Here is a 19,234-nt window from a genome sequence, read left to right on the forward strand (position 1 = left end):
GAATTGAACAATTGCAAATCTCAAATCTCAAATCTCAAATGATTCTGTCTGCTGCTTGATCCCAAAGATGAAATATTGATGTCCATTGAATTAAGTTTATGCAAGAAATAGTGGTTGGCTATACTCATTCTGTTGATGATTCTTCTGCCTTAACTGAGCAGGAGCGACATAAAATATTGGTGGAATGGAATGATACAACGGTAGATTATCCTAAACATTTGTGCATACATGAACTATTTGAAGCACAAGTAGAAAAAACTCCAGACAATATTGCTGTCGTCTTCGATGAGCAGAAACTTACTTATCAACAGTTGAATCACCGAGCCAACAAAATAGCACATTATCTGCAATCTTTGGGTGTAGGGACAGAAGTACTAGTAGGGATTTGCGTTGAACGTTCTTGGGAAATGGTAGTGGGAATGTTGGGAATTCTCAAGGCGGGTGGAGGATATGTGCCGCTAGATCCAACGTATCCCAAAGAGCGTTTATCGTTTATGCTGTCAGATTCACAAGTGCAAGTACTGTTAACCCAGCAAAAGTTTGTTGAAGAATTTTCTGAAAGCGGGGTGAAGACGGTTTGTTTGGATAGGGATTGGGAAGCGATTAGCCGCCAGAGTCAAGAAAATCCTACTAGCGATGTGACGCCTGAAAACCTGGCTTATGTGATTTATACCTCTGGTTCTACAGGAACACCAAAGGGAGTCGCTGTACCGCATCGGGCTGTCAATCGGCTAGTATGCAATACCAATTACGTGCAGTTTACAGCTAGCGATCGCATTGCCCAAGCCTCAAATGCTTCCTTTGATGCAGCCACTTTCGAGATCTGGGGTTCTCTCCTGCACGGGGCTAGGCTGGTGGTGATTCCTCAGAATGTTGTGCTTTCGCCCGAGGATTTTGCCGCGTCCATCCACGAACAAAAAATCAGTGTATTATTCTTGACCACAGCCTTATTTAATCAGTTAGCGAGTATTGTCCCTCACGTATTTAAAGACCTGCGATACTTGCTATTTGGTGGTGAAGCTGTAGATCCCAAGTCAGTTCAAGCAGTTCTGAGAAATGGATTGCCACAACGATTGCTACATGTTTATGGCCCGACTGAGAGTACAACATTCTCTTGTTGGTATCTGGTGCAAAATGTACCAGAAGGGGCAACAAATCTCCCAATTGGTCGCCCGATATCTAATACACAAATATATATATTAAACTCCAAACTTCAACCAGTCTCTATTGGTACTCCTGGTGAATTATATATTGGTGGCGACGGTTTGGCACGAGGTTACCTAAATCGCCCAGATTTAACCGAAGAAAAATTTATTCCCAATCCCTTTGGCAATTCAAAATTATATAAAACAGGTGACTTAGGCCGCTATTTACCAAATGGTAATATTGAGTTTTTGGGTCGAGTCGATCATCAGGTAAAGATTCGTGGCTTTCGTATTGAACTCTTAGAAATTGAGGCGGTTTTGAGTCAACACCCGGACGTATCTCAAGCAGTGGTAATCGTCCGTGAAGACATACCTGGTGATAAGCGGCTTGTTGCTTATATTGTCCTTAATCAAAAACTGGAAGCGATGCCTGCGGCGGGCTTTGCCTACGCTACTACTTTAAAAAGCTTCCTGGAAGAAAAGCTGCCCAATTACATGGTGCCAGCAGCCTTTGTGATTTTGGACTCCTTGCCCCTCACGCCTAATGGCAAGGTGGATCGTCGGAACCTGCCCGCCCCTGATCGCACACGCCCCGATTTGGAAGCAACCTTTGTGGCACCTCGTAACCCAATTGAGGAGAAGTTAGCGGTCATCTGGGCGGAGTTACTAGGACTTGAACAGATTGGAGTCAATGATAATTTTTTCCATCTGGGTGGTCATTCCCTAATTGCAACTCAGATGCTTTCTCGCGTGCGCGAAGTTTTACCGGTCGAGTTATCCTTTCACCAAATCTTTGAAAACCCCACCATAGAAAGTTTAGCTCAACTCATCGAACAGGGTCAAAAAGAGGAACAGTGGCAACGTCCTGCCATAGAACGAATTCCCCATGAAGGACTCTTGCCCGTCTCCTTTGCTCAAGAGCGAGTGTATTTTATCCAGCAATTAGCGCCGGAAAATAGTGCCTACCAATTCCAGGCAACGATGCGATTTCGAGGTCGGCTTGATGTCACAGTCTTACAACAGTGCCTCAACGAGATTGTACAGCGTCATGAAATCTTTCGCACGACTTATCCAGCGATAAATGGGCGGCTATTTCAGGTCATCAACCCACACCAACCAATCAGTTTCACAGTGATTGACCTCCAGTCATTCCCGGAATCTGAGCAAGAAGCTGAGGCTCAAAAGCTAGTTGAGGCAGAAGTGCAGCAGCCCTTTGACATGAATCAACTACCCCTTGTGAGGTGGGTTTTATTAAAGTTGAGCGATCAAGAACATCTATTGATCCACATTGAGCATCACATGGCTCATGATGGCTGGTCATTCAACGTGTTCTTGGGTGAGTTAGTGGAACTGTATCAAGCCTTCTGTGCGGGTAAACCCTCCCCACTAAATGAACCACGCTTGCAGTTTGCGGACTTTGCCCATTGGCAGCGTGAATGGGTAAAAACCGCAGCAGCCCAAGCCCAATTAGCCTACTGGCAACAAAAGTTATCAGGCAGTTCACCCCTGTTAGAATTACCATTAGATCGCCCGCGACCGACAGAGCAAACTTACCAAGGCGATCAAATTAGGATGGAACTTCCCATCGACTTGTGTGGATCTCTCAGAGTTCTCAGTCGTCGAGAGGGGGTGACCTTATTCATGACGATGCTGGCAGCTTTTCTTGTCATGTTGCACCGATACACTGGGCAAGATGATATTTGCGTTGGGACTGCTGTTGCCAATCGACGGATGCATGAGATAGAAAAGTTAATTGGCATGATTGTCAATAACTTGGTTTTACGCACCGATTTGTCCGGTAATCCCACATTTCGGGAGTTACTCGGCCGAGTGCGCCAAGTGACAATGGAAGCTTACGCTAACGAAGACCTACCCTTTGATAAAGTGGTGGAAGTTCTCAAGCCAATACGCAACCTGAGTCACAATCCCCTGTTTCAAGTGATGTTCAGCTTCCATGATTCCCCAATGCCGGATTTGAGTCTCCCAGGCTTGGACATCAGCTTGCATGAACCCATCAGCAACAAATCCGCCAAGTTTGATCTGGATTTCCTGGTCATACCGCGTTTTGAACAAAGCGTGCAGAACGGTGCTAAAACGGGAGCTAAGGGAATTACCCTAGTCTTAGAATATAACAGCGACCTTTTTGATGCTGCCACAATCCAACAAATGCTAGAGCAGTATCAAAAATTGCTAGAAGAGATTGTAGCTAATCCAGAGCAACAGATTGGTAAATTACCTCTGTTAACGCAATATCAACAAAAATTGCTGGTGGAATGGAATCAGACTTATAGGGAATATACTCAAACAGAGTGTATTCATAAGTTGATTGAGTCTCAGGTAGAGTTAACGCCCGATGCTGTAGCTGTAGAGCAGGATGGTCAACAATTAACCTACCGCGAATTGAGCGATCGCACTAACCAAATAGCCCACTATCTGCAAACTTTGGGAGTCAAACCAGAAACCCTAGTTGGTATCTGCGTTGACCGTTCTCTTGAAATGATTGTTGGCTTACTCGGCATTCTCAAAGCGGGTGGTGCTTATGTTCCCCTTGACCCCGCTTATCCCAAAGAGCGACTAGCTGACATTCTCGCAGATACGCAACTAGGCATTTTGCTGACGCAAGATAAATTCCAAAATAAACTGCTAAATTATACCGGAAAAACAGTTTGTTTGGATACGGACTGGCCAGTAATCGCGCCACACAGTACAGCCAACCCGATTAGTGACGTTCAACTTAATAATCTTGCCTACATTATTTATACCTCTGGTTCTACGGGTAAACCCAAAGGAGTGATGATTGAACATCGGTCATTGTTGAATTTTGTCATGACCGCTACTCATGAATATGGAATTAATGCGGCTGACCGCATTCTCCAATTTGCGTCTGTTTGCTTTGATACATCTATTGAAGAAATCTTTCCTTGTTTGTGTGTCGGTGCAACCTTAGTGCTACGCACCGAAGAAATACTGCACTCCAGCGACGAATTTTGGCGATGTTGCGACCAATGGCAGTTAACTGTTTTGGATCTGCCTACAGCATACTGGCATCAGTTGGTAGCGGAACTTACTCCTCAAGACTCCCGAGTTCCTGAAAGTTTGAGAACTGTGATTATTGGGGGAGAAGAAGTTCAACAGGAAAAAGTGAAGCATTGGCATAGTTGCGTGGCTCATATCCCCCATCCACCGCAATTATTTAATAGTTACGGACCAACTGAAGCAACGGTTATCACCACCCTACAGTACCTCAATTCCTCAGCAGTTACTTCCGTTTCGATTGGACGACCTATAAGCAATGCTCAGGTTTATGTTTTAGATAAATATCTGCAACCTGTACCTGTAGGAGTTCCTGGAGAACTGCACATTGGTGGAGTTTCCTTAGCTAGAGGGTATTGGCAGCGTCCTGAACTTACGGCAGAAAAATTTATTCAGAATCCGATTCCTTATGCAACCTGTGACCGACTCTACAAAACAGGAGATTTAGCAAGATTTCGAGCAGATGGCACCCTGGAATATCTCGGTCGAGTTGACAATCAGGTGAAGATTCGTGGCTTCCGCATTGAGTTGGGAGAAATTGAGACGGTACTACGTCAACATCCACAAGTATTGCAAGCTGTCGTCATTGCACGCGTTGACATTCCCGGACAAAAGCGGCTTGTGGCTTATGTCGTACCGCACCAACCGCAACCAACCTCCGATGAATTGCGCCATTTTCTCAAACAGAAACTGCCAAATTACATGGTGCCTTCGGCGTTTGTGTTGCTAGAAACGTTGCCGATGACTCCCAACCAAAAGGTAGACTACCGCGCTTTACCAGTGCCCGATTTTTCGCGCAGTGTCGAAGAGAAATTTATTGCCCCTCGCACACTTACAGAAGAAAAATTAGCGGCGATTTGGTCGGAAGTCTTAAGACTAGAAAAAGTCGGCATCCACGAGAACTTTTTTGAACTGGGCGGAGACTCTATCCTCAGCATTCAGATAATTTCCCGTGCCAATCAGGCGGGTATCCAAATTGCTCCTAAACAGCTATTCAAGTACCAAACCATTGCTGAGTTAGCTGTCGTAGCAGGTATAACTCGCCAAGTTAAAGCAGAACTTGGGTTAGTAACAGGATTAGTGGCGTTGACACCTATCCAGCAGTGGTTTTTTGAGCAGAAGTTGCCTGAACCTCATTACTTTAACCAGTCCACCATGTTGGAAGTGCCGCCAGAGTTGACACATGAGCAATTGCAGCAAGTTATACAACAATTGTTACTACATCATGATGCTCTGCGTTTGCGGTTTGTGCAACAAGGGGAAAACTGGCAGCAAATTTACGCCGCTACCCAGGAAAGTGTACCATTGAGCGTCATCGATTTGTCGCACCTTTCGCCAGAAGAACAGCAAACAGCGATGAAAGCTAAAGATGCTGAACTACAGGCTAGTTTGGATTTATCTACTGGATCAATCGTCCGAGTGGCACTGTTTATATTGGGCAAGAATCAACCAGGTCGGTTGCTGTTCATCGTCCATCACTTAGCAGTAGATGGCATTTCCTGGCGAATTTTGCTCGAAGACTTAGCTACTGCTTACCAGCAAATCAGCCGTGGTGAAGCTATTAAACTACCACCTAAGACAACTTCCTTCCAATATTGGAGCGATCGCCTAACAGAATATGGACAATCAGAGGCGCTCGCCACGGAATTAGATTACTGGCTCAGTGAGTATAATTTTAAAGTTACTGCCTTGCCAGTTGACTATCCTTCAAATAAAGAAGATAACACCGTAGCCTCAACCGCTTCTGTGTCACTTTCTTTAACTGAAGAACAAACCCGCGCCCTATTGCAAGATGTACCCTCTGCCTACAATACTCAAATTAATGATGTGCTTTTGACTGCCCTAGTACAAAGCTTTGCCCAATGGACGGGAGAACGTTCTCTGCTGATTGATCTTGAAGGTCATGGACGAGAAGACTTATTTGAGGATGTGGATTTGTCGCGCACTGTAGGCTGGTTTACCACCTCATTTCCCGTTCGGTTACAGCTAGAAGAAAGTGACGATCCAGCAGAGGCTTTAAAGTCAGTCAAAGAACAACTGCGGCGTATTCCCAACCGGGGCATTGGTTATGGTGTACTGCGATATCTGAACGAAAACGCCGCAATACGTACAAAACTACAAGCGCTACCCCAAGCACAAGTGAGTTTTAACTACCTTGGTCAGTTCAATCAGCTTAGGACATCTGACGTGTTGGGTTTGGCTAAAGAATTGAAAGCTGAACAAAGCTTACTCAATAAGCGCAGCCACCTGTTAGGAATAAGCGGCTTGATTCGCGCAGAAAAATTAGAAATGACTTGGGCTTACAGCAAGAAAGTTCATCAAAGAACTACCATTGAGCGTTTGGCTTTGGGGTTTATGGAAGCATTAAAAACCCTGATTGGTCACTGTCAATCACCTGATGCGATCGGTCATACTCCTTCTGACTTCTCAGCAGCCAAACTGAGTCAAAAACAGTTAGATAAATTCTTAGCCAAAATCAACAAAGACAAAACCAAGAAGAGGTAGTTTCGTGGATAATATCGAAGACCTTTATGAACTTTCACCCATGCAGCAGGGCATGCTTTTTCATACCCTGTATGCACCAGAATCGGAAATTTATTTTGAGCAATTGCTTTGTATTCTTTCTGGAGAATTGAATTTTCCTGGCTTTCAACAAGCTTGGCAGCAAGTTGTGGCGCGACACCCAGTTTTACGCAGTTCCTTTTATTGGGAAGAGATAGAAAAGCCCTTGCAAATGGTGAGTAAGCAAGTGGAACTCCCGTGGGTGGAACTGGACTGGCGGAATTTAACAGCCGATGAACAACAACAGAATTTAGAGGATTTTTTAGAAGGCGATCGCCAAAAAGAATTCGATCTTTCTCAACCTCCCCTAATGCGCTTCACCATTATCCAACTTGGGGAAAAAACTTATCAATTTATCTGGAGTCATCATCATATTCTCTTCGATGGTTGGTCGATGCAGATTGTCCTAAAAGAAGTTTTAGCTTTGTATGAAGCTAATCAACGAGGCGAACATTTCCGCCTACTTCCCGCTCGTCCCTATCGAGAGTATATTGATTGGTTACAACAACAGGATATTGCTCAGGCAAAGAACTTTTGGCAACAAATTCTCCAGGGGTTTGAAACTCCTACCCATTTTAGGGTAGATAAATTGACTTTTGACAAGTCAGGGCAACAACAAACCTATGATGAAAAAGTTTTCCAATTATCTAAAACAGTAACTGACAAGCTGCAATATGAGGCGCGACAGCACCATTTAACTTTGAATAATTTGGTGCAAGGAGCATGGGGGTTGCTACTTTCCCGCTACAGTCGGGAAAGCGATGTGGTCTTTGGTGCAACTGTATCCGGTCGCCCACCGAACCTAGCGGGAGTCGATTCAATGGTTGGGCTATTGATCAACACTCTCCCCATACGGGTACAAGTTACAGCAAAGACAGAATTATTACCCTGGCTCAAGCATTTACAAACCCAAGCATTTGAGCAGGAACAGTATGCCTACTACTCCCTGGCGGAAATTCAGCACCTAAGTGATGTTCCCCCAGGAATGCCATTGTTTGAGAGCCTTTTAGTATTTGAAAATTATCCGCTCGATTCTGCTGAACAGAAAAATAAAAACACTTTAGAAATTAGTCATCTTCGTTGTTTTGAACGCACGAATTATCCTCTAACGATAGTGGTTAATCCTGAATCACAATTGTCTGGCAGGATTATCTATGATACCAGTCGCTTCGAGGAACAAACAATTGAGCGCATGATTGGACATTTCCAGACATTACTACAAGGAATGGCAGCCAATCTACAACAAGATATTTCCCAATTATCTCTGCTTAGTGCAGCTGAACAAAAACAATTAATTCTGCTAGAAAATCAACCAAAGATAGATTCTATTGATTACAAGTGTATTCATGTTTTATTTGAAGAACAGGTAGCAAAAACCCCCGACACAGTAGCAGTTGTGTATGAAAAAGAATATTTAACTTATTGGCAGTTAAATAACCGTGCCAATCAATTAGCCAATTACCTACAATCACTAGGAGTTCAACCCGAAGTACGGGTGGGAATTTGTGTCGAGCGATCGCTTTTAATGGTGATAGGAATACTCGCTATTCTCAAAGCGGGTGGGGTTTATGTTCCGTTAGATCCAGCTTATCCTTCAGAAAGACTAGAGTTTATGTTAAAAGATGTACAGGCATCCATCTTACTAACACAAACTCATTTGTGCGAGCAGCTACTGCCAATCCACAATCAAACTGTAGTGAATCTTGACTCAGATTGGGAAATCATTGCCCAATACAAAGAAGACAATTTAAGCAATGAAGTTAATCCAGAAAATTTAGCTTATATAATTTATACATCTGGCTCAACGGGAACACCAAAAGGAACAGAAGTTCCCCATCGTAGCATTCTTGGTTTTATGTTTGGGGTTGATTACATTCACCTTGATGCACAACAGATTTGGCTACAACATTCATCAATTTCCTGGGATGCATTAACCCTAGAACTTTGGCCGCCCTTGCTTTACGGGGGACGTTGTATACTTTACCCTGGTAAAATTCCCACACCTGTTGGCTTAAGTCAGATTATCCAAGCACAAAAAGTTAATATCCTCTGGCTGACTTCCGCTTTCTTTAATCTGATAATTGATACCATACCCCAAGGGTTGTCAGGCGTTAAACAACTATTAATTGGCGGAGAGTCCGTTTCTGTGCCTCATGTTCGTCGCGCTTTAGAACTATTACCGGAAACCCAAATAATTAATGCTTATGGGCCTTCGGAATGTACAGTTTTTACCTGTTGTTATCCGATTCCCAAACAACTTGCTGAAAATGTTCATTCAATTCCCATTGGAAAACCCATCGGTGACAGGACAGTTTATCTACTAGATAGAGATTTACACAGAGTTCCGATTGGCGTTCCGGGCGAAGTTTCTGTGGGCGGGGTGAGTGTTGCTAGAGGTTACTTAAATCAACCAACATTAACCCATGAAAAATTTATTCCTAATCCTTTTATTGAGGGTGACACACTTTACAAAACTGGAGATTTAGTGCGCCGTCTTCCGGATGGAAATCTGGAATTTTTAGGTCGAATAGATACACAGGTAAAAATTCGCGGTTTTCGCATTGAATTAGAAGAAATTGAAGCAGTTTTCAATCAACATTCTGACATAAAACAAGTTGTTGTCATTACACGGGAAGATGAACCTGGAAACAAATACTTAGTTGCCTATCTCCTAACCACGGACAACCCACCAACTGCTAGCACTCTGCGAAACTTCCTCAAGGAAAAGTTACCAGATTATATGATTCCTGCGGCTTTCGTATTTCTTGAGGAATTCCCTCTGACTCCTAATGGTAAGATAAATCGCCGTGCTTTACCTGCTCCAGATGCTTCCCAAAGAAATCTAGAGGTTGATTTTGTTGCTCCGCGCACGCCTACTGAACAAGAATTAGCCACAATTTGGGCTGAAGTTCTTAAATTAAAACAGGTTGGAATTCACGATAACTTTTTCGAGTTGGGGGGACATTCTTTACTAGCTACACAAGTAATTTCTAGATTGCGAGAAGCTTTTTGTCTGGATTTTCCTCTGCGTTACTTGTTTGAAAATCCAACAATTGCTGAACTCGCCCAAAAAATAATTGAGGAACAGATTGAACAAGCAGAAAATGATGACCTAACACGGATTTTAGGAGAAGTTGAGCAGTTATCAGAAGAATAAGTTACACAGCAATTACTGTTTGGAAGAGTATAAATTATACAAGAAAAATTATGATACCTAACTTATCTAAAATTGGTGTGCAAATGTCGAGCCTGACAGGCATTAAGGCGATATCGAAAGATATTATTGAAACATTACAAACTAAGCAAAAGCAAGATTTTATTAATTTAAGTGCTGGAAATCCAGTGCTTTTGCCAAAAGTTGAGCAGATGTGGCGTGACTGTACCGCAGAACTTTTAGCTAGCTCTGAGTATGGCGAAGTAGTTTGTCGTTATGGTTCAAGTCAGGGTTACATTCCATTAATTGAAGCGATCGCCAAAGATTTTAATCGTCGCTACGGACTTTCTTTAAATGAAAGCAACATCTTGATCACTCCTGGTAGTCAAATGCTTTATTTCTATGCAGCTAATGCGTTTGGCGGCTACACAAGCAAAGGAGATTTAAAGCAAATTGTCTTACCAATAAGTCCTGACTACACAGGTTACGGTGGAATTTGTTTAGTACCAGAGGCATTAATCTCATATAAACCAACTTTAGATATTGATACCAAAGCTCACAGGTTCAAGTATCACCCTGACTTCAACAACTTAGTTATTACAGAAAATACGGGTTGTATCCTCTTCTCTCGCCCCTGTAATCCCACAGGCAATATCTTATCTAACGATGAAATTAAAAAAATTGCAGTTCTTGCTAAACCCTACAATATCCCCGTGTTCATAGATTCTGCCTATGGTCCCCCCTTTCCAGCAATAAATTTTAAAGATATGACACTCGTCTTTGGTGAAAATATTGTACATTGCATGAGTTTCTCAAAAGCGGGTTTGCCAGGAGAGCGGATTGGCGTTGCGATTGGAGATTCTAAAATCATTCAAGTTCTAGAATCTTTCCAGGCAAATCTATGTCTTCACCCCTCTGGTTATGGACAAGCAATTGCTGCTCGCGCGATTAATTCTGGTGCTCTTGAATACATATCAACAGAAGTTATAAGACCCTTTTACAAAAATAAAATTTTACTCATCGAAGCCAAACTTGACCAAGAAATGCCCAAAAATTTACCTTGGTTTCTACATTGTGGTGAAGGAGCAATGTTTGCTTGGTTGTGGTTTAATAATTTACCTATCAGTGACTTAGATTTATATCAAGAACTCAAGCAAGTGGGTGTCATTGTTGTGGCTGGAAGGTTTTTCTTTCCAGGGTTAAAGGAAGATTGGTCACACAAATATCAATGTATTCGTATTAGCCTGACAGCAAGCGAGCAACAAATCGAAACTGCTATGAAACGTTTAGCTGAGGTCATTCAACAAGTTTACCAACGTAGTAGTTTTAAAAACCCATCTTTGGCTATCGGATCATTCTCGTAAGATGATTTTAATCTAAAATTTCAGAAATAACATTATGAGCGATATACTAAAACGTCTAGAAGCCCTTTCACCAGAAAAGCGAGAATTAGTCCTACAAAAACTGAAAAAGCAACAGCAATCTCCACCTCCCCTCATACCCGTATCGCGGGAACAACCTCTTGCTCTCTCTTTTGCTCAACAAAGATTATGGTTTCTTGATCAACTAGAGGGCGAAAATTGTGTCTACAATGTTCCGTTTTTCTGGCAACTTAACGGATTTCTTAATAGAGCTGCTTTAGAACAAGCGATCGCAGAAATTGTTCAACGTCATGAAGTCTTACGTACTAGTTTCTCAGTTGTCGATGGATCGCCAATACAGGTGATTCACGCTAATCCTCAGCTGACAATACAAGTGCTAGACTGGCGACAATTAACAGAAAAAGACCAGTTAAAGAAAGCGCAGCAGTTAGCTACAGAAGAATTGCAACAACCCTTTGATTTATCAAATCCACCTTTGCTGCGCGTAAAGTTGTTGCAACTAACTGACCAATCCCATTTGTTGTTGCTTGTCATCCATCATATCGTTTGTGATGGCTGGTCAATGGACATATTCCGCCGGGAATTGTTCACCTTTTATACCGCATTCTGCACAGGAAAACCCTCTCCATTACCCGAATTATCCCTACAATATGCCGATTTCGCCCACTGGCAAAGACAATGGTTACAGGGGGAGGTTCTCCAAAAGCAACTTAATTACTGGCAAAAACAATTAGCCGCAGTCCCGCCTCTGTTAGAATTGCCCACCGACAAACCGCGCCCATCAGTGCAAAGTTTTAGGGGACGTAGCGAGTTTTTGCAACTCAATCAAGATTTAACACAGAAGCTGAAGCGTTTAAGTCAGGAGTCAGGAACCACCCTGTTTATGACAATACTTGCAGCATTTACGCTGTTATTGTCGCGCTACAGTGGACAAGAGGATATTGTTGTTGGTTCTGCGATCGCCAATCGCAACCGTCGAGAAATAGAACCACTAATTGGCTTTTTTGTCAATACTTTAGCTTTGCGTACCAACCTGCAAGGAAATCCAACTTTCTTAGAATTATTGCAACGGGTGAAGCAAGTCACCCTGGATGCTTATGACCATCAAGACTTACCTTTTGAGAAATTGGTTGATGAATTGGGTCTAGAGCGATCGCTTTCTCATCATCCCCTATTTCAAGTCGCTTTTGGCTTGCAAAATGCAACTCAAGAGAAATTAGAAATTCCTGGATTAACTCTGACTCGTTTTGAGTGGGAAAACACGACGACTCTATTTGATTTGTCGCTTATTTTTCGAGAAACACCTCAGGGATTGATCGGAGAATGGGAATATGCAACAGATTTGTTTGAAGCTAAAACTATTCAACGGATGGCGGGACATTTTGAAGTTCTCCTGAAGGGAATTGTCGATAATCCGAACCAACCTATTAATACCCTATCGTTGCTTACAGAGGATGAATGTCAGCAGCTGCAAATCTGGAATAAAACTCAAACTAATTATCCCCTCAATCAAACTTTGGTTGACCTGTTTGAAGCTCAAGTTGCGAAAAACCCTGATAATATTGCTTTAGTCTTTGAATCTCAACATCTAACTTATCAACAACTGAATCAAAAAGCGAATCAATTAGCTCATTATCTGATTCAAAATCATCAAATCCAGCCAAATACATTAATTGGTATCTGTGTTGAACGATCCTTGGAGATGATTGTTGGGGTACTCGGTATTCTCAAAGCAGGTGCAGCTTATGTACCGATTGACCCGAATTATCCTCAAGAGCGGATTCAATGGATTTTACAAGATAGTGGAACTTCGCTGTTGTTAACCCAAAGTTTTATAACAGAGAAATTACCAACAACTCAACTCAAACATCCCTGTCAAGTAATTTGTATAGATCAGACAGATTTTTCTTTTGCGTTAACAAATAATCCCAGTCTCCAAAGTACGCCTGATAATTTAGCTTATGTCATCTATACTTCTGGTTCGACGGGACGTCCCAAGGGGGTCATGATTGAACATCGTGGACTGACCAATTTGGCTTTATCATCAGCGAATACTTTTCAAGTTCAACCCCAAAGCCGTTTCCTTCAACTTGCTTCTTTTAGTTTTGATATCTCTATTGGTGAAATTGCTACTACCTTCGTTGTGGGTGCTTGTTTATATCTTGCGAAAAAAGAAACTTTGTTACCAAGTCAAGTCTTGGTTGACTTTTTAATTAATCACAAGATTTCGCATATGATTATACCGCCTTCGGTGTTATCGGTATTACCTCAAGCTCCTTTGCCGGATTTGCAAACCATAGTTGTTGGTGGTGAAGCTTGCCCAGCCGAATTAGTGGCACAATGGGCACCAGGAAGACGTTTTTTCAATGGCTATGGGCCAACGGAATCTACGGTTGGTGCAGCGAGCGCACTTTGTCAACCTAATGGCAAAAAACCATCGATTGGTAAACCTTTACCAAATATCCGTATCTATATTTTAGATGCTCACAATCAACCGTTACCGCCTGGAATTCCAGGAGAATTGTGCATCGCTGGGGTTGGTTTAGCACGAGGTTATCTTAATCGTCCTGATTTAACTGCTGAAAAATTTATTGAAATTGATTTATTTGGTAAAATCGAGCGAATTTACAAAACTGGCGACTTAGCAAGATGGGGTGATGATAGCAACCTGGAATACTTAGGTCGCATTGACGAGCAAGTTAAATTACGAGGCTTTCGGATTGAACTTGGTGAAATCGAATCACTCTTATTGCAACATCCATCAGTTAAAGAAGCTGTTGTTATTTTATATGAAACTGATAGTAATCCCAGGTTAATAGCCTATGTCACGGCAGAGGAAAAATCTTTCAATTTAGGGAGTGAACTTAAGGACTATCTCAAAACTCGCCTGCCGAATTATATGGTTCCTAGCCAAATTATGGTGTTGGATAAGTTGCCCCTTACTCCTAACGGTAAGCTAGATCGCAGAGCATTACCAACACCAAATACAGCCGCTTCAAGTGACTTTGAAATGCCAGTCACTCCTACAGAAACACTACTGGCTAGTTTATGGCAAGGTTTGTTAAAAGTTAAGTCTGTTGGTCGTAGAGACAACTTCTTTGAATTAGGTGGACATTCGCTGTTGGCGACTCAATTGATCACTCGGATTCGTGACAGTTTTGGGGTAGAATTACCTGTTCGCAAGGTATTTGAGCAAAGCGTTTTGTCTGAGTTGGCGTGGGAAATTGACAAAGCCGGTTCGAGTGTCGCTTTACCTGCGATCACACCCCAGCCAGAAAATGAACCTAAAACTCTGTCTTTTGCTCAATCAAGACTTTGGTTTTTAGCCCAACTTGAAGGTACAGGAACCTCGGCTACCTACAATATGCCGATCGCATTCCAACTTGAGGGCAACCTCAATGTAGAGGCTCTGCGGTCAAGTTTAACTTATTTGCTGCAACGTCATACAAGTTTAGGCACTTATTTCCCTGCCTTGGAGGGAGAACCGCAAGTAGTAGTTAAAAATGTAGAAGATATAGAAGTACTGGTAATCGCAGATTTACAAGAACTCGATTCGCAGACGCAAATACAAACTATACAACATTTAGCCGATACCCATGCCCAAGAACCCTTTGATTTAAATACTGGTTCTCTGTTCAAAGCCAAACTACTGCAACTGGGCCAACAAAAAAATATTCTGTTGATTAATATACATCACATAATCAGTGATGGCTGGTCAATGGGCGTGTTTAAGCGTGAATGGGAACAGGCCTATGCTGCTTATGCTGCGGGTTCTGCTCCGAATTTGTCACCATTGCCGATTCAGTATACTGATTATGCGGCTTGGCAGCGCAGTTGGTTACAAGGGGAGATTTTATCAAATCAGGAAAATTACTGGAAACAACAACTAGGCGATGCGCCCCGCTTGCTGGAGTTACCAACCGATCATCCCCGTCCAGCGCAACAATCTTACCAAGGTGGACGCGAGGAATATCGTTTAAGCAATGAACTGACTGAGAAACTCAAAATAGTGAGTCAAAAACACGGGGTTAGTTTGTTTATGACCCTGTTGACGGCTTTTAATATTTTACTATCTCGTTACAGCCGTCAAGAAGACTTATGTGTTGGTACGGCGATCGCCAACCGCACCCATAGCTACACAGAAGGGTTAATCGGCTTTTTTGTCAATACTTTGGTATTGCGGAGTCAAGTCAAACCAGAGCAAGGATTTAGCGAGTTACTTCAACAAACCCGCCAAACTTGCTTAAATGCTTATGCTCATCAAGATATTCCCTTTGAGTATTTGGTAGAACAATTACAACCAGAACGCAGTCTCAGCCATAATCCCTTATTCCAAGTGATGATAGTGTTGCAAAACGCGGAAGGGGCGGGGAAGAATGTTAGTTTACCAGGGCTTGATATTCAATACTTGGAACAAAGTTTCCCATTTGCTAAGTTTGATTTGACACTGGATCTTTGCGAAAGAGACGACCAACTGCACTGTATGTGGGAATATGCCACAGATTTATTTGAGGCAGAAACAATTAGGCGCATGGCGGGACACTTTGAAGTTTTGCTGACAGTGATTACTCAAAATCCCCAACAGCCGATCAGCAAGCTGTCCTTGATGACAACACCAGAAATCCAGCAACTGCGAGTTTGGAATCAAACTGATATCAATTATCCTCAAGACCAGACACTGGTGACTCTGTTTGAACAACAAGTAGCACAAACGCCCGATAATATTGCGGTGGTGTTTGAAGAGCAAAGCCTGAGTTATCAAGAACTGAACCAGAAAGCTAATCAACTGGCTAATTATTTGTTGCAACTCAAAACAGAACAACAATTGTCTGACAACCCATTGATCGCAATTTGCGTCGAGCGATCGCTCTCAATGGTGATTGGCTTGTTTGGCATTCTCAAAGCAGGTGCGGCTTATGTACCCATTGATCCCAACTACCCACAAGAGCGGATTCGTTTTATGCTCGAAGACTGTGGGGCAAAGGTATTGCTCACCCACAGTCAACTTAAAGATAAATTGGAGATTCAAGAAGGCGATCGCCCCTTGGGCGCAGCGCTTCGCTATCGCCAATACCAAGTACTATGTTTAGATGAGGATAACTTTGCCAAACAATCTACAGATAACCCTAGTTGCCAAAGTCAACTCGATGATTTAGCTTATGTGATTTACACCTCAGGCTCTACTGGGCAACCTAAAGGCGTAGAAATACTACACTGTGGTTTAACTAACTATTTACACTGGGCTAAAGACTACTATGCAGTAGCACAGGGGCAAGGTACACCTGTGCAGTCTTCTCTTAGCTTTGATGCAACGATTACCTCACTGTACCTACCTCTAATTTGTGGGCGTACCACCATCCTGGTAAGAGAAAAACAAGAAATTGAATCCTTAGCAAATATCGTCAAACAAAACAATCATCTATCCTTAGTCAAAATTACACCTTCGCATCTGGAAATACTCAATCAGCAAATTCATCCTGATTTCATGCCAAATCGGGTCAATGCCTTTGTTTTAGGCGGTGAAGCATTACACGCCAACCAAATAATTCCGTGGTTGACTCATGCCCGCGATACCCGCCTGATTAACGAATATGGTCCTACAGAAGCGGTTGTGGGGTGTTGCGTCTATGAAGCAACTGGAAAAAGGGATCTGGTGGGCGATTTATTGATAGGACAGCCAATTGCCAATGTACGTATCTACATTTTAGATAACCACAACCAACCCCTACCTGCTGGCATTCCTGGGGAACTTTGTATTGCAGGTGTTGGTTTAGCCCGTGGCTATCTCAACCGTCCCGAACTCACAGCGGAAAAATTCATTTCTCTGGACTTATTTGGTAAACCAGAACGAGTGTACAAAACCGGAGATTTAGCCAGATGGTTGCCCGATGGGCAGTTAGAATACCTGGGGCGGATGGATAATCAAGTAAAACTGCGCGGTTTTCGCATCGAATTGGGTGAAATTGAAGCCTTGTTAACCAAACATCCCCAAATTCAGCAAGCAGTTGTGATTGTAGAAGCAGCAGAAGATGCGATCTGCGCTCCGCGCAGCAGCGAAGCTATCGCTCAACGCTTGCTAGCTTATATTGTACCCACACCAACACATAACAACCTTGAAGATAATACTCTGCAAACTGAACAAGTTGAACTGTGGCAGCAAGTTTTCAATGATAGCTACTCTCAGCAACAAGCCCCAAGCGATGATCCAACTCTCAATTTAGCTGGTTGGAATGATAGCTACACAGGAGAACCCATTCCCCAAGCGGCGATGCAGGAATGGCGAGATACAACAGTTGACCAAATTTTGGAACTTGAACCGAAACGGGTTTGGGAAATTGGTTGCGGTACAGGGATGTTATTGTTTAAAATCGCGCCTCATTGTCAGCATTATCTAGGTACAGATTTTTCTGCGGGCGCATTGCAGTATATTGAACAAAATTTAGAACAGCAATCTCTCAAGGAGAAAGTCACCTTAAAACAAAGTGCCGCTAACCAGTTTGACGGCATTGAGACAAATGCTTATGACTTAGTCATCATGAATTCCGTCATCCAGTATTTTCCCACCTTGGATTACTTTTTGGAAGTTTTGCAAGGAGCTGTTAACGCTGTGACGACTCAAGGAGCAATCTTTATTGGGGATGTGCGAAATCTCAATCTGCTGGAAGCTTTTCATACGGCAGTTGAGTTTTATCGTGCCCCGGATGAGTTATCAATCAAGGACTTGCATCAACAGATTCAAAAAAGCATCCGCACCGAAGGCGAATTACTGATTGATCCTGATTTCTTTATCGCCCTCAAACAAAGATTTCCTCGAATTAGTCATGTCCAAATTCAATTGCAACGGGGTTATGCGCAAACGGAAATGAGCCGTTTTCGTTATGACGTTGTTTTACACTTGGATCGGACAGATACTCCCGTTGCAGAACCTGAATGGTTAAATTGGCAAGACCAACAGTTGAATCTAGAAAAAATCGAGAAAATTTTAATAACTCAGCAACCAGATTTACTAGGCATTAAGGATATTCCCAATGCACGTCTGACCTCAGAAATGGTGCTGTTAGAACAAATTGCTCAATTAAATGGTACTGTTTGGGACTTGAAAGCGGCTGTTGCACAAGCCAAGTTAGGGATAGAACCCGAAGCGTTCCGAGCTTTAGTACCAGATTTACCCTATACACCTTTTATACAATATAGTGACTCAGGGTTTGCTTATTACGATATTGTGTTTCAAAGGAAGATTCCTGGACAGGTGACACTGCCACGGTTTAATCAAGAGCAAAATTTGCAACTTAAGCCCTGGCAACATTACGCTAACCAACCGTTGCAATATCGCATCAATCAAGTAGATCCAGGTTTGTTAGCCGAATGGCGAGATTTTCTGGCTAAGAATCTCCCTGAATATATGATTCCTAACCATTTTACTGTCTTAGAAAAACTACCACTGACACCGAATGGCAAAGTAGATCGTAAAGCTTTACCTGCACCAAATACAGCAGTTTCATCAACAGACATTGAATTGCCTGTAACATCGACAGAAAAATTACTTGCCGAATTATGGGCAAAGCTGCTGAAATATGCAGCAATCGCCCGGCATGATAACTTCTTCAACTTGGGGGGACATTCTCTATTAGCCACCCAACTATGCTACCGCATCCGCGACACCTTCAAAGTAGAACTACCTTTGCGTAAGGTATTTGAGTACCCCACCCTCAGTGATTTAGCGAATTATCTCGATACCTGCATTTGGATTAATTCCGCCGCCGTAGATATGCAACCTTTAAACTCAGACGAAGAGGAAATTGAACTATGACGAAGTATCACCTAAAAAAGGATTAATTGCCAATTACAGCAGTAGACCTCTCCTAAAATCGATTTTTAGTGCAAGCCCCGTAAAGGTTTCATAACCATTTTAGGAGAGGCCTAGTAGTGTTTAGTAAAACTAAATCTGAATCTTTTCT

The 19,234-nt window shown here is 42.6% G+C and carries 4 protein-coding genes; all 4 read left to right on the top strand.

What is annotated here, in order from left to right; translation table 11 throughout:
• Window positions 1-98 precede the first annotated feature (98 nt).
• The 4 genes from DP114_RS18555 to DP114_RS18570 are packed head-to-tail and all read left to right on the top strand — an operon-like array spanning window position 99 to window position 19,086.
• The gene (locus DP114_RS18555; RefSeq protein ID WP_171976800.1) at window positions 99-6,683 is read left to right on the top strand and encodes a non-ribosomal peptide synthetase; all 6,585 of its coding nucleotides are present in this window, start codon (window positions 99-101) and stop codon (window positions 6,681-6,683) included.
• 4 nt (window positions 6,684-6,687) lie between these two features.
• The gene (locus DP114_RS18560; protein WP_171976801.1) at window positions 6,688-9,897 is read left to right on the top strand and encodes a non-ribosomal peptide synthetase; all 3,210 of its coding nucleotides are present in this window, start codon (window positions 6,688-6,690) and stop codon (window positions 9,895-9,897) included.
• 50 nt (window positions 9,898-9,947) lie between these two features.
• Window positions 9,948-11,258 carry a valine--pyruvate transaminase gene (locus tag DP114_RS18565; RefSeq protein WP_169265346.1) on the top strand — a complete coding sequence of 437 codons (1,311 nt, stop codon included), beginning with the start codon at window positions 9,948-9,950 and terminating at the stop codon, window positions 11,256-11,258.
• Window positions 11,259-11,292: 34 nt separating this feature from the next.
• Window positions 11,293-19,086: a non-ribosomal peptide synthetase gene (locus DP114_RS18570; RefSeq protein WP_171976802.1), complete on the top strand. Its 7,794-nt coding sequence runs from the start codon at window positions 11,293-11,295 to the stop codon at window positions 19,084-19,086.
• The last annotated feature ends 148 nt before the right edge of the window (window positions 19,087-19,234 follow it).

The sequence above is a fragment of the Brasilonema sennae CENA114 genome, from assembly GCF_006968745.1.
In the GTDB taxonomy this organism is placed as follows: domain Bacteria; phylum Cyanobacteriota; class Cyanobacteriia; order Cyanobacteriales; family Nostocaceae; genus Brasilonema; species Brasilonema sennae.